The following is a 25,279-nucleotide window of genomic DNA, read 5'->3' on the forward strand; positions in this document are numbered from 1 at the left end:
GGCTTAGGGGCAGTTGCCAGACGTCACAGTCACGTTGCCGGGCTTGCCAATATCCACAAACGAAAAGTCCACGGTCTGGCAGAATTGATTGGTCGTTGCACCGTCGCACACACCGATATGCAGGTGGGGCCCCGTAGACCAGCCGGTATTGCCCGACTTCCCGATCTCCTGCCCCACTGACACCTGAGCTCCTTCCGCCACGCTCGCCGAATTCAAATGCTTATAGATGGTCGTCTGACCGTTCGGATGCGCCAACATGATGTAATTTGAAGCGTTGCTACACGCCGAGGTTCCACCGTTATAACAAGGGTCTCCCGGTTGTGTGGCCATCGAAAGCCGACTCACTGTGCCGCCCATCATGGCCCGAATCGAAGTCCCGCTGCCGCACGCAAAATCGTAGGCAAACGCCGCGTTCCCACTATGACTCGTGCCGCCGCCTGGCCCCTGCGTCACGCGATGCTGCGCATTGCAGGCAAAAGGCATGTAGTAGCCAATCGGCATCGTAGTGAGCTCATCCTCGGTACACTCCACAAAATCGTAGTGCACATACCCGTCACCACGAGGCGACTCGATCTGATACCACCGCGTCTCGCCGCCCACATCTTCGCCCTCCACCAGATCTACGGCGGCCACCACAAACCCTCGAGTCAACGAGCCCACGGGCGCCTGCGCAGTAGACGGAGTAGGGCGAATATTGAGAGTCAGGCTTGCCTCCACGGTCACCTTCAGGCGAGCACAGATTTCCGGCGGCATGTCCGGTACCATATCTGGCAGACTTGCGTCCGGCACTCCCACATCCTCAAGAACCTGCATGTCCGGTGTGCTGTTCTGGTCTGAACCGGCATCCATCTCAATGGAGGTATCCGGGCCAATGTCTTGCTCGTCCTCAAGAGACGTTAAGCGGCCTTCGCCGCAGCCGATAAGTGTGAGGGAGATAAGTATCGAGGTCACTTGTGTTTTCATGGCGCGAGTATATTGAGGTTTTCGGAATATGTACAATGCCCGTCCACTGAGGTAGTCTTTGGGCATGAGGCTTCTGATTCTCCTCAAATTTGCACTCGCAGCGCTTCTCCTCCTCTGGGGAACCACAGCATTTTCAGTGCCAGAAGTGGCCGAGGAAAGCTGTCCGTGTCACGCCGAAGTGTCTCACGCGGACACCACGCCCACGGACTCCCCATGCGACGAGGGCTGCTCCCCCGAGTGTCAGAATTGCAGGTGTTGCGGAGCCCATGTGGCTAGTGCCGTTTCGCGGCCAGCCCAAATTTCAGAAGTCCACCTTGGCCGCGCCTTCCAAAAAACTTGGGAGCCACTCAGAGCGCCGCCCGAAGGGTTTCTGAGCCGTATTTTTGTTCCGCCACGGCACGTCTAATTCGTTCGAATTATTGAACTTACAGGGGCAAATGAGCACTGCTTTACGCATCGTATTGCCCTGCAATTAGACAGAATCCTAAAGGAACAAAATATGAAGAAGTTTATCATTTTGGCGGCACTCGTCGCTTTTAATACCGCGTGTGATAAGGCCGAGACTCAAGCTCCGGTAGCGGAAGAACCCAACGCCAACGCACCTGCCGAAGCACCCAAAGAGGCACCCTCAGAGGGCCACGCCCCCGCAGGTTACGAGCCTGGTTCACACGAGGACTGGTGCGGCTCACACGCCGTCCCAGAATCCCAATGCACTCGATGTAACTCCAGTCTGATTCCGGCCTTCAAGGCCAGCGGAGATTGGTGCGCGGAACACGGACTCCCAGAGTCTCAGTGCCTCATCTGTAACCCAGACCTCAAGATTGAGCGTCCTCCTAAGGAAGAGACATGAGGGCGCTGAAAATCTGGGGTCTCCTCCTTTGTCTGGCCGGCACCGGCTGCCAGACCCAAGGGGAGGGTGCACCCAAAAGACCGGAGGACGCCCCTCAGAAGGCTCAAAAGGCCGCGGAATCTGACCCGAACGCTCAGTGCGAGCACAAGGTTCCCAAAGGCGCGTGCCCCAAATGTAATCCGGCCCTTGCGGCAGTTTATAAAGCGCAAAACAACTGGTGCGCCGAGCACGGCATGCCCGAATCCTTTTGCCCTGTCTGCTACCCAGACCGTGCCGCGCCTTCTCTGGATTCCGAAGGTGAGGAGGTCGCGATCGAGGCCAGAATCGTGCGTTTGAGACGCCCAGAAATGGAGAAGACCGCCGGCATCAAAACCGTCAACGCACGCGAAGCCACGTCCGAATCGGGCGTTCAATGCAACGTGCACCTCGGCTTCAACCAGGACAAAACCGCTGACGTGCGCGCCGTGGTTCCGGGCCTCGTCCGAAATGTCCGTGTCCGGGTCGGTGAGCTGGTGGAGAAGGGCGCGCCCCTCTTTGACCTGGAAAGTGTGCAGGTCAACGATCTGCGCGCCGAGCGAAGTGCTGTGGTTGAGCGCGTGCGCGTGGCAAAGGCCCAGGTCGAACGCATGCGCGAGCTTCGCAAAACAGACGTCGTCTCAACTCGCGCGCTCGAGACCTCCGAAGAGGAGCTCGCCAAGGCTCAGTCAGCCCTTGCGTCCATCGACGGCACGCTTCGTACCACCGGGGCCAATGCCTCGGGCCGCATGATTCTTCGTGCGCCAATCGCCGGCGAGATTGTGGAGCGAAACGCTATACAGGGCATGCTCGCAAACCAAGAAGATTCCCTCGCCAAGATTGTGGACACAAGCACCCTTTGGGCGTTTTGCGACGTCTCGGAGTCCGACGCACGTGGGCTCGCCGTGGGCCAGCCTGTCCAGATTCGGCTTGACCAACAAGAGCCGATCGAAGGCAAACTCGACTGGATTTCCCCGCAGATCGACCCTCGCTCAAGGACCGTGCCTACACGCGCCATCGTCCCGAACGACGGGAACCTGCGCGCAAATCAGTTCGGGCGCGCGACCATCTACGCCGACCAATCAGAGGGCGGCGTGGAAGTACCTCGCGAGGCCTTGCAACGCGTGGAAGAAGAGTTCGTGGTCTTTGTCCGCGACTCACCCGGAATCTTCTCACCACGCATCGTTGAGCGGTTAGCCGAAGGGGATTGGGTACGCGTCAAAGGGCGCGTCAAACCTGGCGACGAGGTCGTCACCACCGGTGCCGTCTTCCTTCGTACCGAAGTGATGCCAGGCAGTATTGGTGCGGGTTGCTGCGAAATCGTGCCCGGAGGTGAATGATGTTGACCAAACTCATCGACCTCTGCCTCGAGAACCGCTGGGCCGTGATTTTGCTCACGGTGGTCATGGCGTGGGTGGGCGTCCACAGCTTTACCGAGCTCGAGATGGACGCCTTCCCGGACACCACGCCGATTCAGGTCCAGGTCAATACGGTGGCTCCGGCGCTTGGTCCGCTCGAGGTCGAACGACAGGTTACCTTTCCCATCGAACAAACGCTCTCGGGGCTTCCTGGGCTCGTAGAAATGCGCTCGGTCTCAAGGTTCGGGTTCTCCCAAATCGTGGTGATTTTCGAGCGTGATATGGACATCTTCACCGCGCGCCAGGTGACCTCAGAAAAGCTCGCTGACGTCATGCTTCCCGGCGGAAGCTACCAGCCTACTCTGGGTCCGCTAGCCACAGGCCTCGGTGAGGTCTTTCAGTACATTGTAAAGAGCGACACGCTTACCCCGATGGAGCTCAGGACGCTTCATCACTGGGTGATCCGCCCGCAGATGCTCCAAGTCCCCGGCGTGGCTGAAATCAACACCTGGGGCGGGTTTGAGAAAGAGTACCACGTCGTGATCGACCCGAACCGCCTCTACAAATACCAACTCTCGTTGGACGATGTGGCGCGCGTAGTGGAGCGCGCGAGTCGAAACGTGGGCGGCGCCAGCATCGACAATGCCGGCGAGTCCGTTCTTGTAGCCGGGCTGGGGCTCGCCACAACTATCGAGGATTTGGAGAGTACCGTGGTGGCTATGGAGCACGGCACGCCCGTGCTCCTCAGAGATGTGGCCGAGGTCAAGATTGGCCACCAGATCCGCCGTGGTGCCGCCACTGCAGACGGCGAAGGTGAGGCGATCCTCGGCCTCGGATTTATGCTCATGGGAGAGAATAGCCGAGAGGTGGCTCAGGCGCTTGAAACAAGGCTCCGAGAGGTCCAAAAGACCATCCCCGACACCGTCGAGCTCAAGCCCGTCTACAACCGCACCGACCTCGTAGACACCGTGCTCGAGACCGTGAGGAACAACCTGCTCGCGGGTGCGCTCCTCGTGGTCGCCATTCTCTTCATGTTCCTCGGCAATATACGCGCGGGGCTCATCGTGGCGCTCGCCATCCCGCTGAGCCTGCTCTTTGCGGCCCACGCGATGCTCAAATTCGGCATCGCCGGAAGCCTGATGAGCCTTGGTGCAATCGACTTTGGGCTCGTGGTGGATAGTTCGGTCATCATGGTTGAGAACTCCGAGCGGCGCCTCGCTGAAGGCGACTCAAGAAGCGTTACCCAAATTGTACGCGACGCCTCGATTGAGGTCCGAAAACCTACGCTCTTCGGAGAACTCATCATCACGGTGGTCTACCTTCCGATCCTCTTTCTCGAGGGCGTCGAAGGCGAGCTCTTTAGGCCTATGGCGCTGACGGTCATATTTGCGCTGGTGGGGTCCATGATTCTTTCGGTCACGCTCGTTCCTGTGCTCGCAAGCCTGCTTCTCAAGAAGCGTCAGCACCTCAAGGAACCGTGGCTGATTCGTGGTCTTAAACGGCTCTACAGACCGGCCCTGGCGTTTGCCATCGATTACAGAAATCGCGTGATTCTACTGGCCTTTGCCTGTGTGTTTAGCGCCGGTGCGATCGGCCTAAATCTCGGCACGGAGTTCGTGCCCCAGCTTCGCGAACAGGCGCTCGTCATCAATACGGTGCGCATCGCGGGGGTTTCGCTGGAAGAGTCGGTCAACTACGGCACCGAGATAGAAAAGCTACTGCTGCGGGAGTTTCCCGACGAGATCGCCCATATCTGGACCCGGACCGGCACCGCAGAAGTGGCAACGGACCCGATGGGGCTTGAGGTTTCGGACGTGTTCATCACCCTTCATCCGCGCGAAAATTGGACCAAAGCCAAGACCCAGGACGAGCTCACGGCCGCGATGAACGGCGTGATGGAAGGCCTTCCAGGTATGCGTTCCATCTTCTCGCAACCCATCGAGCTTCGCGTGGCGGAGATGATGGCCGGCATCCGAACCGACGTCGGCGTGAAGGTCTTCGGTGATGACCTCGAGCAGCTCGCCACGAGCGCCGAAGACGTCGTCGCGATCCTGGAGTCCATACCCGGTGCGGCGGATGTCTCCATGGAGCAGCTTACCGGGCAATCCGTGCTGGCCATCAAGGTGGACCGAGTGGCGGCAGGCAGACTAGGCGTACAGACGAGCGAGGTGCTGGACTTTATCCAGACCCTGGGCGGCATCAAAGCCGCCGAGCTGGTAGAAGGCGAGCAGGTTTTTGACGTGGTGATTCGCCTTGATACCGAACTCGTTCCTTCCGCCGATCAGGTGGCAAAACTACTTGTGCCCACGGCTTCGGGGGCGCGCGTTCCGCTGAGCGCTCTCGCTGAAATCACCATGGAAGAGGGGCCATCGGCCATCAATCGCGAATGGGCCGAGCGACGAGTCATCGTACAAGCCAACGTGCGCGGAAGAGATCTCGGGGGCTTTGTAAACGAACTGGACTCGAGGCTCCAAGAACTTGAGCTTCCGCCCGGGTATTACACGCGGATCGATGGCGAATATCGCAATCTAGAGCGCGCCCAGAAGCGTCTCTTCTTTGTGATTCCAGTAGCATTCCTACTGGTGTTCATGCTCCTCTTTATCACCTACGGCCGGCTCGCTGACACGCTCCGCGTCTTTACGGGCGTGCCTTTCGCGGCCGTTGGAGGCGTGCTCGCGCTCTGGCTGCGCGATCTGCCGTTTTCCATCTCGGCCGCGGTCGGATTCATCGCGCTCTCGGGAGTTGCGGTTTTGGGCGATATGGTGCTCGTCTCCAGAATTCGCGACGAGCTCGCGCACGGAAAAGAGCTCCTAGATGCCGTCAAATCGGCCGCGGAAACACGGCTGAGGCCGGTTCTGATGACCGCTCTGGTAGCCGCACTTGGCTTCCTACCTATGGCGCTCAATACAGGCATCGGCGCGGAGGTGCAGAGGCCACTAGCCACCGTTCTTGTGGGCGGCATGTTGACGTCTACGGTGGCCACATTGTTGGTGCTTCCCTTACTCTACATCGGGATGTACCGAGGGCCTCAGAGTTAGCCACATCTGTTGGGAACTCCACCGCCGCCACAGGTCAGTGGAGCGCCGCACGAGCCACAATCTTCTGGGTAGTTGCAGCCGTTGTCGATCGGCCCACACTCGAGTCCAAAACACGTTTTGGTCTGTACACAGACACCGCACTGCCAGGGCACTTCAGATCCGCAGGACGAGAATGCCGGGCACCCACCACAGTTCAGTGTTCCGCCACATCCATCGTCCGGCTCTCCGCAGGTTGCGTTCAGATCTTCGCAGGTCAGCGGCACGCAGACGCACTGATTCGCCTCGCAATCTCCAAACTCACATTCTCCGCACTCAAGTGTACCGCCACACCCATCGGAGATCGAGCCGCAGGCGGCCCCGGCCTCTTCGCACGTGGTCGGAACACAATCGCATTGGTTGGCTTCCACGGCGCCGCAGGTCTCGGGGGACGCGCAATCTCCACAGAGAAGGAGCGTGCCACAGCCGTCATCGAGAGCCCCACACTCTGCTCCAAGTTCGTCGCACGATTGCGGCACGCAAGGTGCCGGGCACTCGTCGCCCTCACACGGCTCGCCACAGTCCTCGCCCACGCAAGGCACGATGCACTCATCACCCACGCATGGTTGCTCTTCGCCACACGCGTCTCCAGCTTCGTTGCACCCATGTTCACAGACCTGAGCGTCTTCTACCTTGCCGCAGGAGTCGAATGTGCGCAGCACCAGGCCCTCACAACGTACCTCAGCTGCTGATGTACATGCAGTCTGTGGAGCGGCTGAGTCCTCCCCACAGCTCAACAAAAGTCCAAAGGAGATCAGGGCGATCCCGTAAGAAAAACGCAATTTCGATTTCATTGTTCCCTCTAAGTTGTGGGTTGAGTCCCCTATGAACTATTTCCCACGTTGGTGTTGAAGTGCCCTGAACTTAGCCTCTGATGCGGCTCAAACGCAAGAATCTTCCGTCTTCTAATCGGCCGTGTGGTTATGTATTAGACAAAAAATGAAGAATTTTGAAAAAAATGTGTTGACGAGAGCGATGCTTGGTTGCAGACTTGAATCTCCACCGAGGGACGGCCAATCATGCGTTCCCCCCAGGTCGTTAGGCAGGTGCATATTCTATGCCTACATAGCCCTTCGGTGGAACTTAAAAAAGCAGCTCATCCGAGCTGCTTTTTTATTTTCTTGTCCCATCTCAATAGACAAAAAAAAGTCCGCACCAAGCATGACTCAGTGCGGACCTGATTAATCCTGAGGGCTAATCCTAGAGCTTATCTCGCGCGAACGCGTCGACGTCGACCCAAGAGGAAGAGGCCGAACGCAAGCAACCAGAAGCTGCCCTCGGTGCTATTGCTGGCTGCAGCACATCCCTCGCAGCCGCCCTCAAGGATTCGGGCATCAACGGTCTCTACAACCTCCTCAGGGACGCTGAGCTCCACCGTAGTGGTGTTTCCAGCTTCGTCCGTCGCGGTGACTCGGAGATCGCCCCCGGCTGCTGCGTCGAAGTCCTCAGGAAGCTCCAGAGCCCAATCGCCATTCTCGTCCGCAGTGGTCTCACCTACGAGGGTATCGTCCACGAAGACTTCAACGGTGGCGCCTGGTTCAGCCTGACCCGTGATGACACCGTCCTCAGGGAACGACTCGCCAGCTAGAGGTGAAGTCACCTCAAGCGACGGTGCAGTCGTATCCACAGTGATCGTTCGGCTCGCCGTCTCCGGCTCACCGATCTCGTTTTCGGACGTGAATTCAGCACTGAACTCACCGTCTTCCAGCTCAGGTGATTCCCACTCCCATGCGCCGTTCTCATCCGCGGTGACTTGACCCACCTCGGCACCGTCCACCGTTACCGTGACCGTAGAGTCGGCGAGGGCCGTTCCGCGGAAGGTGACTGTGTTCTGGTTCACGAGTGCGCCTTCAGCCGGCTCGTCGATCACGAGTCCCGTTCGGGTCGTATCCACCGTGAAGCTCACGCTATCGGTCGAGTCACCGGCACCTTCTGCACGAAGTTCAAACTCACCATCGGCCAGATCGGAGTCCGGTGTGTAGGTCCAGTTTCCGTCATCGTCAGCTGTGACCGTCGCCACAGGCGTGTCGTTGAGGAAGAGCTGCACATCGGTATTCGGCGTGCTCACACCCGAGAAGCTCGGGCGAGCGATGCGGATGAGTTGGCCGTCCTCAGGAGTCGCAATTCGGACGCCATCCACGATCGAGAAGTCGGACTCGGTCTCACCGATATTATCCGCTTCGTCCCGCGAAGTGACGCGAATCCTGTAATCCCCGATATCGAGAGGGTCGATCTCGAGCTCCCATACGCCGTTTTCATCCGCGGTTGCCGTGCCGGCGAACTCGCTGTTGATGTAGACGTTGATCTCGTTTCCTGGCTCCGACTCCCCGGTGATGCGATCTGGCGTGACGCTGAGAAGTTCACCGTTAGCAGGGCTGGTCACCGTGACCTGAGGCGCTGTGGTATCCACCACGACGTTGACCTCGGAAGTGGTCTGGTTGCCGATTCCGTCTGTGAAGACCGCTTCGATAACCCGCGCACCGTCGTCCAGATCGTCTTCTGGCGTATAGGTCCAGTCACCGTTGCTATCGGCGACAGGTGAGGCCACAAGCACTCCGTCCACGAAGATCTCAATCGTGGTGCCGGCTTCAGACGTTCCGGAAATGGTCGGAGTCGCTGTACTCAGGAGCTCGTCTTCTGCAGGCGAGGTGATTTCGCCAAGTGAGTCGATGGTGACCACACAAACGCCAGCTGAGCAGAGGTTTGTGGAGCAGTCACCTGCGACCGAACACGCCGAACCATCGCCGCACGCACCACAGGTTCCACCGCCGCAATCCACGTCGGTTTCACCTGCGTTCTGGACACCGTCGGTACAGGTTGGGATGGCGCATTGTCCGCTATCGCAAACGCCGCTTGAGCAGTCGCCAGCCGACGCACAGCTTCCGCCGTCAGCACATGGTCCACAGCTTCCGCCACAATCCACGTCCGACTCGGTGCCGTTCTGAACGCCATCGTTACACTGCGCGGTTTCACAGGTGCCGTTATCACATACACCACTGGTGCAATCGCCAGGCACCGAGCAGCTTCCGCCGTCCGCGCAAGGTCCACAGCTTCCGCCACAGTCAACATCGGTTTCGTCGCCGTTTTGCGTGTTGTCGGTGCAGGTTGGCACGGCACATTGTCCGCTATCACACACACCGCTCGTGCAGTCGCTCGGCGCGCCACAGCTTCCGCCGTCCGCACAAGGACCACAACTTCCACCGCAGTCTACGTCGGTCTCATCGCCGTTTTCTACGCCGTCTGAGCATGTAGGTGCCTGGCAGAGATTGCCGGTACATACGCCACTCGCGCATTCCGAAGGCTGATTACAAGCACCACCGTCTGCGCATGGCCCGCATGTCGCGCCACCGCAGTCTACGTCGGTTTCGTCTTGGTTGAGGGTGTTGTCGGAACACGTCGGTACCTGGCAAACTCCGGCGTCACAGACACCCGAAGTACAATCAGAGTTACCTGAACAACCACCGCCGTCTGCACATGGTCCGCATGTTGCGCCACCACAATCTACGCCGGTTTCGTCTTGGTTTTGGGTGTTGTCGGTGCAGGTAGGTACCTGGCAAACTCCAGCGTCACAGACGCCAGACGTACAGTCACCATCTGCCAAACAACCACCGTTGTCTGCACAAGGACCACAGCTTCCGCCGCAATCCATATCGGTCTCGTCGCCATTCATCACGCCGTCAGTGCAGGTAGGTACCTGACAAACATTGGCAGTACACACGCCGCTTGAGCATTCAGTAGGTTGGTTACAAGCGCCGCCATCTGCGCACGGGCCACATGTGGCGCCGCCGCAGTCTACGTCGGTTTCGTCTTGGTTGAGGGTGCCGTCGGTACAGGTAGGTACCTGACAAACGTTGCCGTCACATACGCCTGAGGTACAGTCGCCGCCGTCCGAACAACCACCGCCGTCTGCGCAAGGACCACATGTTGCACCGCCGCAGTCTGCGCCAGTTTCGTCTTGATTCTGGGTCCCGTCAGTGCAGGTAGGTACCTGACAAACGTTGCCGTTACATACGCCTGAAGAGCAGTCTGTGTCGTCCGAGCAACCACCGCCGTCGGCACACGGTCCACATGTTGCGCCGCCACAGTCTACCCCGGTCTCATCTTGGTTCTGGGTGTTGTCGGAGCACGAAGGTGCCTGACAGACATTGCCAGTACACACGCCTGAGCTACAGTCGTTATTGCCAAGACATCCTTCGCCACTGCCGCAAGGTCCGCATGTTGCGCCGCCGCAGTCCACGCCGGTCTCGTCTTGGTTCTGAGTGTTGTCCGAACACGTTGCTGCCTGACACACGCCGCCCGAGCACACGCCCGTGGTACAATCCGTGCCGTCATTGCAGCCACCGTTGACGCCACACGCACCACAGCTTCCGCCGCAGTCTGTTCCCGTCTCGTCGCCATTCAAGATATTGTCTGAACACGTAGGGGCCTGACATACGCCGCTTTGACAATTCAGGCTCTCACAATCGTTAGGGCCATTGCAGCTTACGCCGGTGCCACAGCCTGCGCAGCTTCCGCCGCAGTCCGTTCCCGTCTCGGTGCCGTTCTGAACGCTGTCAGTACACGTAGGTGCCTGACACACGCCGCCATCACACACGCCTGACGTACAATCGGAGTCGTCCGCGCAATTGTCCAGATCCCCGCAGGGTCCGCAGACATCACCACAATCAACGTCCGTCTCGACGCCATTGAACGTGCCGTCAAAACACGTCAGCACGTCAAGCTCGCGCGTCGCCACAATATCGAGCGACGGGTCCGAAGGCATGCCTCCGTATTCCACCACGTAGCCCGCGATCGCGTTATTATCGAAGCGATAATCGTTCCACTGCCCATTGATCAAGAAGTGTGCGTGGTCTTCACCACCTGCATCGTTGGGCTCTCCGGATGCCCAGTTATGGTACTCGCCGTTGACGGCACTTCCTCCGTTTCCGACTTGCGTGAAGAAATGGCGTCCTTGTCCACTGCTTTCGAGCCCCTCAGGGCCTGTGACCCATCGCCAGATCGATTCAGAAGCTTGGTCGCTCGCGCCCATCCAGCCTTGGCCTGAGAGTTTTCCGGAGACAAAGCTGTTTTCCGCAGCACTCGTCACGGTAACCAGATAACCTTGGAGGCCAAAGTAACTCCTTGCCGCCGCCGCATTTCGCGCGTCAGCCCAGTCGATACCTGGAGCGCTCACAAACTCATAGAAGTGCCCATTCGGCTCGAAGAAGATCGAGGCACCCAACGAATACTGGATTGTTCGTGCCCCCGGAGGAGGGTTGCCAGTGGTCACGCTCTCGTATCGAACCGTCCTCAAGACATCCTGATACTGCGTCGGTGTGGCCGTGCCACTCAGGGTCAAAATACCGGTGGTATTGTCGTACGCACCGGTGATCCCGTGCTGTGACGTGAACGAGAGGCGGTCACCCAACGCATCAAATCCGGTGGTGATGGCCACCCGGGCCCCATCCAGATTCAACGTGCCTGTGATCACGAGCCCATCGTCCACAAATACGGGTGCTTCAGTCTGATCGTAGACTGCTGCTCCCGCACTGGTGTCGATATCAAAAGTCTGTGCCTGTGCGCTTGAGCTGGCCGCCGCCAATCCCAAGAACGCCAAAAGGCTCAACGTTTTGCGCCATGCAGAAAAACCGGCGCCTTCACTCCCTGTGCATCCCATCTCGCACCTCCTATTGTGTTGCTTTGTAGGCTGTTCACAGTATGAAGGTACTTGTCGGTTCATGCAAGAAAAGACTTAGTACAAGCGGTATCCGTCCGATTGCGGCCCATGATGCGAGTTGCGGATTGTCGACATTTTTTTGACGCCCTGCGTCACCTTTCAAGGACAGCTCGTGATCGGCTGGTTCGCATCAAAGTCGAATCCGGAACTCTCTATATCAGCCACTTGCCCGGAGCTATCAAAACTACGGTAGGTGTTGAGAATGGCGCTCACATTATGCACCTGACGAGTCTTCCATCTGCCTTCTTCATTCACGAGGATTTCAAAGCTCCCCACGGTCGACATACACGCACTCAGAGAATAGGCCGCCAAGATGCCCGACGGAGAGGAAATCAGGGATGCTCGATAGATCACGAGCTCGTTCTCGTAGAAGTTTCCGAAGAGTTGGTCAAAGGTGCAGGTCGCGTCGGCCTCAAACGGCTTGGTAATCACCAGACCGGTGTTCTGCAACCCGAGGGACTGGTCGCGTGTGGTCAAGAGTTCGTACGAATCGACCAAGTACTGATTGGTGTTCAAAGTAGGGGTCCCGAACAAATTAGCTTGGATGTAGCTGGGTGGTGTCGGATCGCTGCAACCGCATGCGCTGTAGGTGCAGGTGCGGGCATTGCTAACTCGGTCGTACCGAACCCCACCCTGGGTCCAACCCACCTCCAGTACCTGCGGGTTGATCTCGAGCTCGAGCACGTTCACCTGACTAGCATTCTTCGCCGAGTTCACCTTCATCTCCGTAATAGTCGCGCCCTCGCCCTTGAAAACCGTGACCGGACCCGAGCTATGATTCATATCGATCTCGAAGCTAAACGGTGAGTTCGAGAAATGAAGGTTGTGTAGCTCAGACAAATTGCTGGAATGCCGAACGCTTACTTTGATGGGCTGAAACTCGTATCCAGATCCTCCTTGAGAGCCCGAACTCATATTGACATTCACCTTCATCGAAAAGTCTATGATGTCCAATTCCATGGGTGTGCCGCTCGTGATCCGAAGTTCGGCGCGCGATGGTGGGCTGGGGAGGCTTTCCGGATCACTCACTCCGGGATCGCCCTTGGGACCTTGAGGCCCAGTCGCGCCAACCGGGCCTTCGGGTCCCATGGGACCTATCGGGCCGGGAATACCCTGCGGACCCGGCATACCCATTGGCCCTTCCGGGCCCATCGGACCAATCGCGCCGCCAGCACCTTGGGGACCCGTGTCTCCTGCCGGACCGGTTTCCCCTGCAGGACCTTGGGGGCCAACCGGCCCAGGTTCACCTTGCGGCCCGGCCGGTCCAGTTTCTCCTGCAGGTCCAGTAGCTCCCGGTGGACCTTCTTCGCCTCTCGGTCCATCCGCTCCCGGTTCCCCTCCGCTACAGGCCATTGCCAAAGAAACGATCACCAAAAATAAACCGCGCATAATATCCCTCACAAACTTGCTCGTCGCCCTCAAGTTTGGGGGCTACGCCTCGCCCAAGTCAAGGGACTCCGGGCCAGGTAGACTTTTAACAACGGACACATTAACATTTTCGGCGGGTCATATCATGTTGGAGTCATAGATGTTTCACCCCCCCTGGTAATTTCGAACCGGTCTTCCTCCGCCTGAAACTTTGGCAATCGTAGAAGTTTTTCTGTTTTGACGAATTTTCAGATCGGAGTTCAAAATGAAGACATTCACACGGTCCTTCGGACTCGTGGCCATATTTTTGTGTGTTGAATTCGTTGATGAGTTGGTCGACGGCACATCGCCGAAGATGAGCCCACCCCCACGCTCGCCGAAGCCCTTCGCGCGATTCGACAAGCCTTGAGGTCCTGGCGAGTGATGCGTTGGCTCGTACTCCTCAGCGGAATTGACCTTGTCTTGGAAACCCTCATCGCATTTGTGGCGCTCTATCTAGTTGCTCAGGGTGCGTCGCCATCCTTTGCAGCCATCGCAATATCCGTTTGGACATTATGCGCGTTGTCCGGCGAGTTCGGCGTAGGGCTTCTACTAAAGCACCAAACCCTAGAGAATTCCGAGCGCAACCATGCCCTTTGAGGCCCGCATCGTGGAGCGCACGGCACAAAGCGTGCCGCCACAATATCAGCGGCATAGCTTGACTGGTTGGGTAGAGTCCGAACACCTGGTGTGGACTTACGGCTTGACGAGCAGATTCCAATTTGTTCAAATTCAACATGCATCGCATTTGCAATGCAAGCTAGTCGGAGGAACAAAGATGAAGAGCGCAAGCCTACCTGCCTTGAGAGTGACGCCGGAATTTAGGGCCGAAGCCGAAAGCGTCCTCGAGGAAGGTGAGACTCTTTCGAGTCTGCTCGAAGAAGCAGTTCTCGCCGAAATTCAACTACGACGCTCAAGAAGGGAATTCATAGAGCGGGGACTTTCCTCTCGGGATCGTGCGCGAGAGACGGGCGTCTACTATTCGGCTGAAGATGTCCTTGAACGCTTGGACGAGCGACTGAAGTTGCACGAAGATCGCGCATGAACTTTCAGATTCGCTTCACACCAGAGGCGTTGGAGGACCTCTTGCGACTTTTCGATTTTCACGCCGAGCATGACATCGAGCTCGCGAGACGCTCCAGTGTTGCTCTTCGGCAAGCAATCACCGTGCTGGAAGAGTTTCCGTTTAGCGGCCGAAAAATTGACTCGCAGCGGCCATTCCTGCGCGAACTACTCGTCCCTTTTGGTCGGTCGGGCTACGTGGCGCTCTTCGAGATCGAGGAGAACAGTGTGACGGTTTTGGCTCTACGCCATCAGCGAGAATCCGACTACTTCTGAACAGGACCCTCTCCACGTTAGTGGTTGCGTCGCTCTCAGTCTTAGTTCTGGTTCCACTTCGCCAAAAAGGGTAAACTCACTTCGAATTTGCTGAGGTGGGAACATGAAGAATCTGGGGAACGCGTTAATGCTTCTGGTGGCCTTGCTCCTACTAAGTTGTGCAGAAGAGGCGCCGCCGGCACCAAATCCGCTGCTCGAGAGAATTCCGAGCGCGACCTTGCCCTTCGAGGCCCGCATCGTGGATCGTACGGCACAAAGCGTGCCGCCACAATATCAGCGGCATAGCTTGACCGGCTGGGTGGAGTCCGAACATCTGGTGTGGGTGCTCTTTGGCCCCATGGACGAAGAAGGACTCGCGCTGGCAAGCGCCGGCATCGACAACCCGTGGGCGCGAATCGATCTGGTTCAAGACGTCGAAAAGTTTGGCGCCTACGCCATGAACTCAGACGGGCAGGGCGGTGTCTGGGTAGCACTCCGCGAGCTTGAAGGAACTCGGCCCGCCATCCACATCTACCACGTCACACGAGACGGCGTTCAGACACAGATAGACGTCCCGCGTGAGGACGAGCGCCCTCAAAACCTGGACATCTTTAGACCTCCCGGGACCTTCCAAGATTTGGCGATTGCACACGTTCCCGGACAAGGTGAAGGGCTTGCTCCGGTAGATATCGTGTGGCGGAACGACTGGTCCGTAGATGAAACGGACCTCGGTACTGAGGTCCGGCGCGCCCGCTATTTCCCTGAAGACGGCCGGTGGGAGACGGATGTGGTTCTTAGGCACGACGGCCAAACTACAGGAAACGCGGTTCTCTCTGACGGACGTTTCGAAGTAGGTCATCACACCCAGATCCTACACAATCCAGACGGCCATCTCGCCGTTTTTACAACCCAAACCTATTCAAATGCTGAAAACGACTACGTGGAGTGGGGCGGATCGTGGGCTTATAGTCCCGCGGTGGGTGAATCAGAGGTCCTGTACTTCGGGTTTCCAATCGAATGGCCTAGAGCACCGTTGGTCGAGCCATTTTCATGGCTTCTCTTTGACTCCAACGCACGCGGCGAAGTCTGGTTCGTGCCTACAAAACTTGCTCGCCAAGCCGATCCCGACGATCCGAGCTGGGACGCTTACGTTGGCCTGAAGCCGTCTCGAATCAAGCATCTGCACAAAGGCTGGCTTTCTTTAGATGGCCCGGTTTCTGACCTGGGCTGCGGCCAAGTTCCGCTCAGGGCATTCCAAGGCGAAGACCTACTTGAGCAGGTGCAGGATGCGTACTCAGCTTGCCCGGCACGGCGGCCCCTACCGCTCCAAAGGACCGATGTCGACCCACTCGCACCCGTGTTTTCGCATCATTCTGGCCGGACCATCGACTTCTACAACCGAGTCTACGACACCCAAGATACCTCGGCACAAGACGTGCCGGTGATGGTGGATTCCACACCAGTGGCAGGCGATCTAGAAGTCTCGCAGGATCTGAACACGATTGAGGTCGAGCTGGCTCCGAGCTCCTTCGTTTCAGGTCAAGGGAGCAATCCGCGCACAAATTTCAGCCCGATCACCATGTGTGTGCATAGCCTGGATGGGCCAGACGGATATTGCGAAAAACCAGAATGGGACGGGACGCGAGCCAGTTTGAAGCTTCGTGGGTGGCAGCTCCGCTGGGGTGAGAGATATCGCGTCTCCATACAACTTCAAAAACCAGACGGTCAGGCGCTGAGCGATTCTGAGCTGTGGCGCTGGCTCGACCACACCTATCCGAGTTTCGAGTTTCGAGTGAAGGGCGGGCGCGACCGCCAGCGAGCACTGACCTGTCGGGCAACACTTGTTGGACCGGGTGCAGAGAGAGCCGACTTTTGGGTGGAGACGCCGGATTGGCCCGAGCTTGAACTCAAGCGCACTGATACCCGTTCAGATGGTACGTTCATGATTGAGATAGACGGCCTTGTTTCTTCTGATGAGCTCGTCCTGCGGCTTGATCATAGGGCTGGCCTAATCAAGGAAGTTAAAGACCTTAGCGAAGAGTCCCAAGATTGTGATCTTGGAGAATACTTCGTGTTGGACCAATACCACTTTGATACCTTCCTCGTCGGACGAGCAGAGGAAAACCTTATCTCGAATAAAATCCACCTGGGAAAATTCCAACCTACCTCTCAGGGCTTCAATCTAATTCTGCCAGAACTGGCGTCGACTCAGGTCGTTGTATTCCACATCGCAAGGGCGCCTGAAGTTTCCAAACTAGAAGTAGAAAATCTCGAGTTTTTGAGCCTTCCTCCCCATGTCGTGGCGTTTTCTACTGACGACGATAGCGAAAATGCGATTTTTGAGATTGAGCGGTCCAGGGTTACCGAGCATTCGCCTGCTTTTCGAGGCCGCCCGCAACTTACGAATTCTCGGCGTCTGCTCGGCGAGTCTGAGCGCGGGGCGCTGGCCTTGAGCAATATTTTTGGCACCGTTCGGGTTGAGGAGTTCCTTGAGGAAATACCCATAGCGAACCCCACTGAAAATGGCTTCCTCACTATGAATGCAGATTCTCAAGTCATCTTGCGTTCGGCTGATGGATTTTTTCAAGAACTTCAGTTTCCCGGAACTCCCTTTGACGCCGAGAAAGAGACTCTATTGAGAAAAAACTCGCCGATCATTGGACCTCTAGATGACAATCCCTGCGACGAGCCTTGTCGAATTGTCCTTTTTTGGGATGCTGACGAAGAAGGTACGGAAATCCCGGTGCGTGGGGTGGCTTCAACGCGTACGGACATACTCATACTCACAGACGAAGGGTTTCGGACGATAAGTGAGTTTGTTCGACGAGCCCTAGCGCCCGCAGAAGTAAGTGAAGAAGCCCTCGCTAGGATTGACGAGCCATGGAAAAACGGCGGCGACCATTTCTACCAAATCAAGCCCGATGAACTCGTGATTATGACGGTGAACGGCAGCATAACAACCCTTCCTGGCGCGTTCGAAAGGACCGAAAATGGCCATAAGGATTGCACGAGTTCCCCCTGTCGATTTGTAGAAATCAGGCAAGATCCGCCTAATGCCGGTCATGTATTGCAGCACTATGGAACTAGATTTGGCAGCCGTAAGGCGAATTTTCTCAAACACTACGACCCGACTTTGGGCCTTGTGGTGATTGCTGATGAGGAAACCGGCGAAGAGGTTGAGAGGGTCGTGGCACCGGGATTGAAGGTTGTCATTCCAACTCCAAAGTTTGATGAAATAATCCATCGATGTCTGATCGCGACTTACGATATCAACACCACCCACAAGGGGTTAATGTGTCTTGGCTCCAGGGACTACAGCGTCGAGAATTGACGCGCGGCAAACGTGGTTTATAAATGTTTGCGCCAATCGTTTGACGGCTTAAATACAGGACTTGCGCGGAATCGACTCCAAAAAACTCGTTGTCGGAAACATATAATTCGTCCATACTTTAGGGGTGAACAAAGACTTCAAAATTCCACCACCGTCTCTCCCGAGACCGGTCGGCCCGGCAGCGCCTCGCCTGCCGCAGGCCGGCGACGAAATCGACGGTCGATACCGCCTGGTCAAGAAGATCGGAGTGGGTACCTCGGGTGCGGTGTACGAAGGCGTTCAGCTCTCGGTGGACCGCCGAGTGGCGATCAAGATTCTGAAACCTGGCCACTATCACGACGAGAACTATCGAGAGCGTTTCTCGCGCGAAGCCAAGGCGATTGCCCGTCTTTCGCACACAAACTGCATCGCGCTCCACGATTTCGGATTCTCGGACGATATCCACTCGCTCTACATGGTGATGGAGTACGTGGACGGAGTGGAACTCTTCGAGCTCATGCAGAGTGGAGAGCTCGGGTTTGTGCGCTCGTTACGCATCGCGATTCAGATCGCCGAGGCCCTCTCACACGCTCACCGCCTCGGGATTTTGCACCGCGACCTCAAGCCCGAGAACGTGGTGGTCGGCAAAGAAGACGTCATCAAGGTGCTCGACTTTGGCCTCGCGCGTATGCTCGATCTCTTTGGCGACGATTCCGGCCGGCGCCTGACAGCCGACGGCACGATTTACGGCACGCCCGCCTACATGAGCCCCGAACAATGCGGTGGAGAGGTAGACGTCACGGTGCATTCAGACATCTATTCGCTCGGGATTATCCTCTACCAGCTCTTCGAAGGGCGGCTGCCCTTTGACTCCCGTGAGATCGTGGCCATCCTGATTAAGCATAAGACTGAGCCGCCGCCGCCCATGCAGACGCCGGTGCCGGAGAGGCTCAAGGCGTTGATTTTCCGTATGCTGGAAAAGGACAAAAACAAGCGTCCGAAAACCGCGTACGAAGTAGCCGATATCCTTCGAGCGATATTGCTCAATCACGCGATGCGCGACGACAAGATGTCGCCAGACGTCTCGCAGGAGATTCAGCTCTCGTTCCTGAAGTCCGAGATCGACGAGTCGCGCGAGTTCTTTCCAGACACCTATGAAAGCCAGCGCAGCAATGAATACGGTCTGCAGGTTCGCAATTCCGGTAAGCACCGCGCCATCCGTGCGATTATGACCGGGCGAGGCAAGACCGAGCACTTGCCTGGGCAGCTATTGAACAATCGTTACAAGATTATCGCCGAGCTCGGCTCAGGCATCATGAGCACCGTCTTTGTGGCAGAGGATGTGGAAGCTAAGAAGACCGTGGCCGTCAAGGTTCTAAGCGCCGATCTGCCTCCGGAATTCAGGGCGTCGGAGCGTTTTGGGCGAGAAATCGAGATGCTCGATGCCCTGGAACATCCGAATATCATTCGGCTCCTCGGACACGGGTTTGACCTATCGCTAGACCGCCATTTCCTCGTCATGGAGCTGGCCTCGGGCGATACTTTGGACACGCTCTGTGAAGAGCACCGAACATCGCTGGACTTGGCCATGCATGTGGCTTACGCGGTGACAGACGCTCTGGCCTACGCTCACAGAAGCGGCGTAGTGCATCGCGATATCAAGCCCTCGAACGTGATGCTTGTGCCGTGTGATGACGGCACGGTTTCCATCCGGGTCTTGGATTTTGGGCTCGCGCTCATGCACGCCGAACAAAGTCGACTCACCGAGCACGGGACTGTTCCGGGAACCGTTGCCTACTTTGCGCCTGAGCGGCTCAAGGGGCAGGACGCCACCACCGCCGCGGATGTGTATTCTCTCGGAGTGGTCCTCTACACCTGCCTCTGCGGCCATCCTCCCTACGAGGACAAAGATAGCGTCCGGCTCGCCGCGCGGATTCTCAAGGGTGGTGCGGCGCCGCTCAAGAGCTTTGTGCACGAGGTGCCTTCTGAGCTCTCAGACCTCATCATGCAGATGATGGACCCCGTTCCTACGAATCGTCCGCAGGCCAATCAAGTCAAAGAGCGCCTCGAATCCATCTGGCATCATCACCATATTGCGGCTGTGCGCGTGCAGCACAAAGGGCCCGCGGCAGACCCGGTGAGCGCGTGGAAACTCAGGCGCAGAGTCGAGCCTCCGAATGAACGCGCGCCTCAGCCTACAAACCCTGAGGTGCCGGTGGTGAGCCGCGCAGACGCTAGCGACTCACAGCAGTTTCGGCGCCACGAGACGATTATCGCCCAGCCGCCGCCCGAGCCCTGGCGGCCTACGCCCGCCATGATTCTGATCGCGGTGCTCGTCGTTGTGGTCCTGATCCTCGCCTTCAGCACCCTCTCCACGTGAGAAGAGCCCAAGGACTGCCTTCTACTTCAGGGCTTTCATAGCCGCCGCGAGCTCGCGATGCCCAAAATGCTCGGCGATTTCGATGGCCGTTGAACCCTTCGGGATTTCACCATTATCTTTGCGGGTCTTCGCCTTCGGGCCAGTGCCATAGAGGTCCACAGCCTTGGCCATGGATGGAGGGCCACCCGCCTTGGCCAAGTAGTGAATGGCAGCCCACCCGTTCTTATCCACTTTGTCGGTCACGCCCTTTGGACATCGCTTAACAACTTCATCCACCATATCGGGCCTGCAACTCATGGCCGCATAATGGGTGGCGTACGCCCCGCCAGGACACTTTGACGCCCACCCAGACGCGCGTTTGCCCAAAATACCTACTAGGCGCGCCTCGCCGGCCTCGGCGAGCACATGGGCCAAATGGCGGCCGTCTTCGTGGATGAGGGCGTCGGTGTCCAGCTCTTTACCCAGGGCCAGGACTCCGTTGCATGCCTCCAGATACTCCGTCAAACCCGGTGGCGCCCAATCCAGCTTCGCAATTTGCTTCAATTCGCCGGGTTTCAAGTAGTAATCGCGGCTCGAGTCCTTGTAATGAATGCGGCCGAACACCGCACGATATGTCGCGGTATCGCCCTCCATATCACCCACAGCTTCCCAGCCGTTGACCTTAAACTTCAAGGTTTTGACGCGTTCGAGTGCTTCCCAAATCATCTTCACCTCCGTCTCAAGTCGAGTTCAAGAGGGTAATCCTCTTGCGGAAAAGCGCAACCGACGGGCATCAGTTGACACCAAACTCTTCGAAGAGGGTCTGCAGATTATAACCTGCCAAGTCGGTTAGGAACCAAGAAGTTAGCAATCGGACTATTCGCAACCTTGGGTTTCTGCCGCGAATCCAGGGTCGCCGTCTTGACCGGCGGAAACGCCGCCCTCGCCGCGTGCGCCGGTGGAGAGGATTGATTCAGCGCCCGGCGTGATTTGGGAGTTTTCGCAGTAGATGGCAACGGTGATGCCGCCAGCGCCACCTCCGCCGTGACCTCCAGATGAACCTGCGGTGCTGTTGCCACCGCTTCCACCGTTTCCTGAGCCGTTTGTACCCGGTCCTAGTGCACCTCCTGTGGCGCTCGCTCCTCCACTTCCACCAGTACCGCCACGCCCACCGTTTCCGCCACGTCCAGACTCAATAACGGTGTTGTTGATTTGAATGCCCGATGAGTTGATGGCAAAGATTCCGAAGCTTCCTCCACCCGCAAGCCCGCGAGTACCTGCCGAGCCGGCGCAGCCGCCAGAAGCACCTCCTCCTCCTCCTCCGCCGTTTCTGATCCCAGTAACACTGAAACCACTTCCTCCACCTCCGCCCCCGCCGCCTCCACGGCCGTTCAAGCCGTTGTCTCCGTTGGCTCCATCCCCATCATTGTACCAGAAGCCGTTGGTCACAGAGTAGGTGGCGACGCCTCCAGCACCGTTCGAACCAGGTAAGTTAAAGATCAGCTGGGATTGCCCATTCTGGCCGTTCTGGCCAGGACTACCGCCATTTCCTCCAGATGCACCAGCCGCCGCATTCGACCCTCTTGTGCCCGGAACGCCTATCCCGAAACCTCCTCGGCCTCCGAGTCCACCATTCGCCGTGGGACAATCTGGGTTCACACCGGGGGCACCACCATTGAAGACGTCATTATTTGTGCCTATAAATCCTGGCGCGCCAGGGCTGCCATTTCTCCCGTTCGCACCATTGGTCCCACCCGTACCCACGGCGCCATTGCCCGCCCGCACCTGACTCTGCTCAAGCACAAGGCCGGCTGCGTTCATCGCGTGGATGCCGTAGGACGAAGCTCCGCTCTCAGTGGCGTTCGCGGACTGCACTCGGACTCGGAATAAGACGGTACGGTCCGTGATATCGTGGGCCTGCACGGCTACGATATTACCCTGGCCAACCGGTGCGCTGACGTTCACGTTCAACACGCCTGCAGGGGTCAGCTTCCAGTCCGGTGCGCCCGTAAATCCGCCGTAGAGGGAGATTCCGTTCTTCACCACGAGTCGGTCGGTGATGGTGAGGCCATCGCGGATGATGATGCCCTTGGCACCGCGGTTTTCCGCAGCCGTCATAGCGGCCGCCAGCGTGGCGAATGGCTGTGCACGTGAACCCGCGCCCTGAGCATCCGCGCCACTGACGTGGTCCACGTAGATGAACGTCGACTGAGCCGAGTTATCATTGCAGTTGATCTGCGCCGCATCATCCAATGGGGAAGGGATGTCGAAGCAGGTCGGTGTAAGCTCGTCGAGCTGGCAGTCCCAGTAGCCGAGGTTGCAGATACCGCAATCGGCCTCTTCACACGTGCTGCCCGAGCATGCGCCTTGTACGCAGAGGTTCGTGAAGTCACAGATGGCGCCGTCGGGCTCCACGCATACGTTCGCATAGACCGTGTTGCCGTCGTTGTCGGTAGACGGCGAGGGGTCGCAATGGAAGGCGGGGCAGGTGAGTGCGCCCGCGTCGCGGCAGTCTCTCAAGCTCGTGTCGTCACAGTTATCATCAGGGCAATCACAGGCTTGACCACCGCACTCTGTGGGCGCGTACACACATTCCGCGTTCTCGTCGCAACCCGTAGCTACCGCGCACGGCATCGAAGGACAGAAGGTCTCGAAGTTCGTGTCCGTACACGTACAAGCCCCACAATCCACCATGCCACCACAGCCGTCGTCCACCATGCCGCATTCGTCGGTGCCGCAAGTGTCGGGCGTCTTTGGGGTACAGCAGGCATCCTCAAAACACACCTCGTCGTCGGTGCACGTCTCGCACGGGTCTGGCGCCACATCGGGCTCCATATCGGCCTCGTTATTGGGCGTGGACATATCCACGGTGCCCGTGTCCTCGGCCATATCCTCCTCATTATTCTCATTATTGGGTGGTGCCTGAACCACCGGGTTGTCTTCGACATTGCAGCCGACCGCAAAAAGCATGGCCAAGAGAAGGTAACGCATCATCCGAACTCCGAATCAGAACAAGGGGGACAAGGTCCGCTTAGTATGAACAACTGTGAATCTACAGGGTTCGCGAATTGTATCAACATTTCTGGTGCAAGTACACGCGGACCACTTCTACTTGTTGATCCGCAAATGCGCGATAAGGTCCGTGGTGCCAAAGTCTTGGCCCATTTGGGCGAGCAGGGTGGCAAGCTGGCCGCGATGGTGGGTTTGGTGATTGAAGAGATGTGTCACGGCCCACCAGAGGGGATGCGAAAACGTCTTCCCACTCATGTTGGCGTACCCCACGTCTCGCCCAGCGGCACCGGGCTCCAACCCCTTCACCCACTCGGAAATCTGCTCGTCCAACGTCACTCGACGCGCCCACATCTTGCTAAAATCCTCGTAGAGAACGGTGTCTAAGCCGGGGTTACTCACCAACTCGCCGGCATCGTTCTCAAATCGGTAGACGTCGTGGTCCCCCGTGAGCCGGCGCATCCAAATTAGGTCCGTCAAAAGCAGGTGGGCCAGAGTATTGTGTACCGAGCCGAAAAACGCGCCTTGGTCAGCCTTGCGGTCTTCGTCACTCAACGCCGAGCACAGCTCATAAAGTCTAGAATTCATCCACGCATTGTACGCCGCCTGCTTCTCCCAAATTTCGTTCATCTCCATTCTTCCGTCCTCTATTCATCTTTCAACGCTTCGCGCAAGGTTTCTGAAGCTTGGAACACCCGCTGTAGCGCATCACCAAGCAACCTTCCTCCAAGTCGTCTTCCTTGCGCCCTGTGGTCAACTGCAAGTCTCCCGATCAGGGCCGCGGGCATGGGATATCTAGGCAATTGCTTGCCAAGCACGGATGCTGCATCCTTCGACAACACAGAAGCCATACTCAAAGTATAAAATCCAAGGACGGGAGGCAGTCCAGACTCAATCTCGGAAGTCGAAGCCTCCATCACATAGGCTCTGCCGACGTCAGCTTCGTGATTGGTATGGGCGTGTTTCAAGAAGTAGTCGTCTAGTGCCTTCACTCCACAGTGAAATCCGGAGTCTTTGTCATCCGGCTTGATGGCTCGAATTCGTGAGGCTTGGCTACTCATCGTCCTTCTTTAGTGCCTTTCGAAGTCGGTCTCCTGGAAGAGGTGGACTTTCCCGAAGTTCAGAAATCTTCTTCATGGCTTCGTCTGAGAGTTCAATTTGCGAACTTCTCAAGGCCCATTCAAGTGTGGTGAGAGTAGGTGTTGTAAGTTCGCAGAGCGGCCCAAGACTCGACGGGTCTTGAGTCACAAGTTTTCTGCCTTGCCGGATCTCAATCACGGCCTTCAAAAAGAGTGAAAGTGCTTCATCGATGATTTGGCTACGACTGAGCCCAAGTTGGTCTGCCAACTCTTGAATGGCTGTTCCACGACTTTCCGGTATGGTTGCTTCAACTCTCATAAATTCTCCTTCCCTCAATTTTGAGGGTATAGTGAGGTATAGCGGGTTTTGATTTCTAGTTCAAATTTCCTTCACCTAAAGGAGTCCTTATGCCTACCCCGTATCTGACTTTCGATGGCCACGCCCAAGCGGCGTTTGAGTTCTACGCCAAGGTTTTTGGCGGCACCATTCACTACTCACAGACCTTCGGTGAGTCACCGATGGCTGCTGAGATCCCATCGGAATATCACAACCGAGTCATGCACATCACCATGGACCTACCAGACGGCCCACTCATGGCATCCGATTGCGGGCCGTGGGCGCCATTCGAGGGGCCCATGCGCAGCTGCAGCCTCTCCGTGCAGGCGAAAACCGTAGAAGAAGGAAAGGTTGTTTTTGACGCTCTGGCAGAAGGTGGCGTCGTCAAGATGCCCTTTGAGGCCACCTTCTGGTCCCCTGGCTACGGCATTCTAACCGACAAGTTTGGCGTGGAATGGATGGTCAACGTTGAGCATTGACGGCTC

At 57.5% G+C, this 25,279-nt stretch carries 20 protein-coding genes; 11 read left to right on the forward strand and 9 right to left on the reverse strand.

All coding sequences use genetic code 11. From position 1 onward, the window contains the following. Positions 1 to 3 precede the first annotated feature (3 nt). A complete protein-coding gene (locus FRD01_RS19010) occupies positions 4 to 951 on the reverse strand; it encodes a peptidoglycan DD-metalloendopeptidase family protein (RefSeq protein ID WP_249755749.1) in 948 nt (315 codons plus the stop codon). A 76-nt stretch (positions 952 to 1,027) separates the two neighbouring features. Here FRD01_RS19010 and FRD01_RS19015 point away from each other — a divergent pair, with 76 nt between their 5' ends. From FRD01_RS19015 to FRD01_RS19030, 4 genes are all read left to right on the forward strand, one after another. Continuing rightward, positions 1,028 to 1,369, forward strand: a complete 342-nt coding sequence (locus FRD01_RS19015; protein ID WP_146962520.1) for a hypothetical protein — start codon at positions 1,028 to 1,030, stop codon at positions 1,367 to 1,369. Between the two features lie 93 nt (positions 1,370 to 1,462). Next, positions 1,463 to 1,813, forward strand: coding sequence for a hypothetical protein (locus FRD01_RS24470; protein WP_249755750.1), 351 nt, complete (start codon positions 1,463 to 1,465; stop codon positions 1,811 to 1,813). Beyond that, positions 1,810 to 3,168 (forward strand): efflux RND transporter periplasmic adaptor subunit, encoded by a 1,359-nt coding sequence (locus tag FRD01_RS19025; RefSeq protein ID WP_146962521.1) that lies wholly within the window; start codon positions 1,810 to 1,812, stop codon positions 3,166 to 3,168. The genes FRD01_RS24470 and FRD01_RS19025 overlap by 4 nt, the downstream gene beginning before the upstream one ends. Continuing rightward, positions 3,168 to 6,224: an efflux RND transporter permease subunit gene (locus FRD01_RS19030; protein ID WP_146964019.1), complete on the forward strand. Its 3,057-nt coding sequence runs from the start codon at positions 3,168 to 3,170 to the stop codon at positions 6,222 to 6,224. The genes FRD01_RS19025 and FRD01_RS19030 overlap by 1 nt, the downstream gene beginning before the upstream one ends. On the opposite strand, the gene FRD01_RS19035 is transcribed toward FRD01_RS19030, so the two are convergent. The 3 genes from FRD01_RS19035 to FRD01_RS24740 form a co-directional block, all read right to left on the reverse strand. Continuing rightward, positions 6,221 to 7,054 carry a hypothetical protein gene (locus FRD01_RS19035; protein WP_146962522.1) on the reverse strand — a complete coding sequence of 278 codons (834 nt, stop codon included), beginning with the start codon at positions 7,052 to 7,054 and terminating at the stop codon, positions 6,221 to 6,223. The two genes, FRD01_RS19030 and FRD01_RS19035, sit on opposite strands and share 4 nt — an antisense overlap. 413 nt (positions 7,055 to 7,467) lie before the next feature. Further along, positions 7,468 to 11,916 carry an Ig-like domain-containing protein gene (locus FRD01_RS19040; protein WP_249755752.1) on the reverse strand — a complete coding sequence of 1,483 codons (4,449 nt, stop codon included), beginning with the start codon at positions 11,914 to 11,916 and terminating at the stop codon, positions 7,468 to 7,470. 159 nt (positions 11,917 to 12,075) lie between these two features. After that, the gene (locus FRD01_RS24740; RefSeq protein ID WP_146962524.1) at positions 12,076 to 13,365 is read right to left on the reverse strand and encodes a collagen-like protein; all 1,290 of its coding nucleotides are present in this window, start codon (positions 13,363 to 13,365) and stop codon (positions 12,076 to 12,078) included. A 244-nt stretch (positions 13,366 to 13,609) separates the two neighbouring features. On the opposite strand from FRD01_RS24740, the gene FRD01_RS24480 reads away from it, so the two are divergent. From FRD01_RS24480 to FRD01_RS19070, 6 genes are all read left to right on the forward strand, one after another. Continuing rightward, the gene (locus FRD01_RS24480; protein ID WP_249755753.1) at positions 13,610 to 13,753 is read left to right on the forward strand and encodes a hypothetical protein; all 144 of its coding nucleotides are present in this window, start codon (positions 13,610 to 13,612) and stop codon (positions 13,751 to 13,753) included. Positions 13,754 to 13,767: 14 nt separating this feature from the next. Beyond that, positions 13,768 to 13,983: a hypothetical protein gene (locus FRD01_RS19050; RefSeq protein ID WP_146962525.1), complete on the forward strand. Its 216-nt coding sequence runs from the start codon at positions 13,768 to 13,770 to the stop codon at positions 13,981 to 13,983. Positions 13,984 to 14,161: 178 nt separating this feature from the next. Then, positions 14,162 to 14,428 carry a YlcI/YnfO family protein gene (locus FRD01_RS19055; RefSeq protein ID WP_146962526.1) on the forward strand — a complete coding sequence of 89 codons (267 nt, stop codon included), beginning with the start codon at positions 14,162 to 14,164 and terminating at the stop codon, positions 14,426 to 14,428. Further along, positions 14,425 to 14,721, forward strand: a complete 297-nt coding sequence (locus FRD01_RS19060; protein ID WP_146962527.1) for a type II toxin-antitoxin system RelE/ParE family toxin — start codon at positions 14,425 to 14,427, stop codon at positions 14,719 to 14,721. The genes FRD01_RS19055 and FRD01_RS19060 overlap by 4 nt, the downstream gene beginning before the upstream one ends. A 103-nt stretch (positions 14,722 to 14,824) precedes the next feature. After that, a complete protein-coding gene (locus FRD01_RS19065; RefSeq protein ID WP_146962528.1) occupies positions 14,825 to 18,031 on the forward strand; it encodes a hypothetical protein in 3,207 nt (1,068 codons plus the stop codon). A gap of 124 nt (positions 18,032 to 18,155) precedes the next feature. Next, positions 18,156 to 20,390: a protein kinase domain-containing protein gene (locus FRD01_RS19070; protein WP_146962529.1), complete on the forward strand. Its 2,235-nt coding sequence runs from the start codon at positions 18,156 to 18,158 to the stop codon at positions 20,388 to 20,390. A 21-nt stretch (positions 20,391 to 20,411) separates the two neighbouring features. Here FRD01_RS19070 and FRD01_RS19075 read toward each other — a convergent pair whose 3' ends face one another. The 5 genes from FRD01_RS19075 to FRD01_RS19095 form a co-directional block, all read right to left on the reverse strand. Beyond that, on the reverse strand, positions 20,412 to 21,095 hold the full coding sequence (locus tag FRD01_RS19075) for a hypothetical protein (protein WP_146962530.1): 684 nt from the start codon (positions 21,093 to 21,095) through the stop codon (positions 20,412 to 20,414). A 150-nt stretch (positions 21,096 to 21,245) separates the two neighbouring features. After that, a complete protein-coding gene (locus tag FRD01_RS19080) occupies positions 21,246 to 23,363 on the reverse strand; it encodes a hypothetical protein (protein WP_146962531.1) in 2,118 nt (705 codons plus the stop codon). 114 nt (positions 23,364 to 23,477) lie between these two features. Next, positions 23,478 to 24,014 carry a DinB family protein gene (locus FRD01_RS19085; protein ID WP_249755754.1) on the reverse strand — a complete coding sequence of 179 codons (537 nt, stop codon included), beginning with the start codon at positions 24,012 to 24,014 and terminating at the stop codon, positions 23,478 to 23,480. A gap of 11 nt (positions 24,015 to 24,025) precedes the next feature. Next, positions 24,026 to 24,439: a GNAT family N-acetyltransferase gene (locus FRD01_RS19090; protein ID WP_146962532.1), complete on the reverse strand. Its 414-nt coding sequence runs from the start codon at positions 24,437 to 24,439 to the stop codon at positions 24,026 to 24,028. After that, entirely contained in the window at positions 24,432 to 24,776 is a 345-nt protein-coding gene (locus tag FRD01_RS19095) for a hypothetical protein (RefSeq protein ID WP_146962533.1), read from the reverse strand. Before FRD01_RS19095 ends, FRD01_RS19090 begins: the two co-directional genes overlap by 8 nt. Before the next feature lie 89 nt (positions 24,777 to 24,865). Between FRD01_RS19095 and FRD01_RS19100 the strand changes: the two genes are divergently transcribed. After that, the gene (locus tag FRD01_RS19100; protein WP_146962534.1) at positions 24,866 to 25,273 is read left to right on the forward strand and encodes a VOC family protein; all 408 of its coding nucleotides are present in this window, start codon (positions 24,866 to 24,868) and stop codon (positions 25,271 to 25,273) included. Positions 25,274 to 25,279: the final 6 nt, after the last annotated feature.

The organism is Microvenator marinus, assembly GCF_007993755.1.
Lineage (GTDB): Bacteria > Myxococcota_A > Bradymonadia > Bradymonadales > Bradymonadaceae > Allomicrovenator > Allomicrovenator marinus.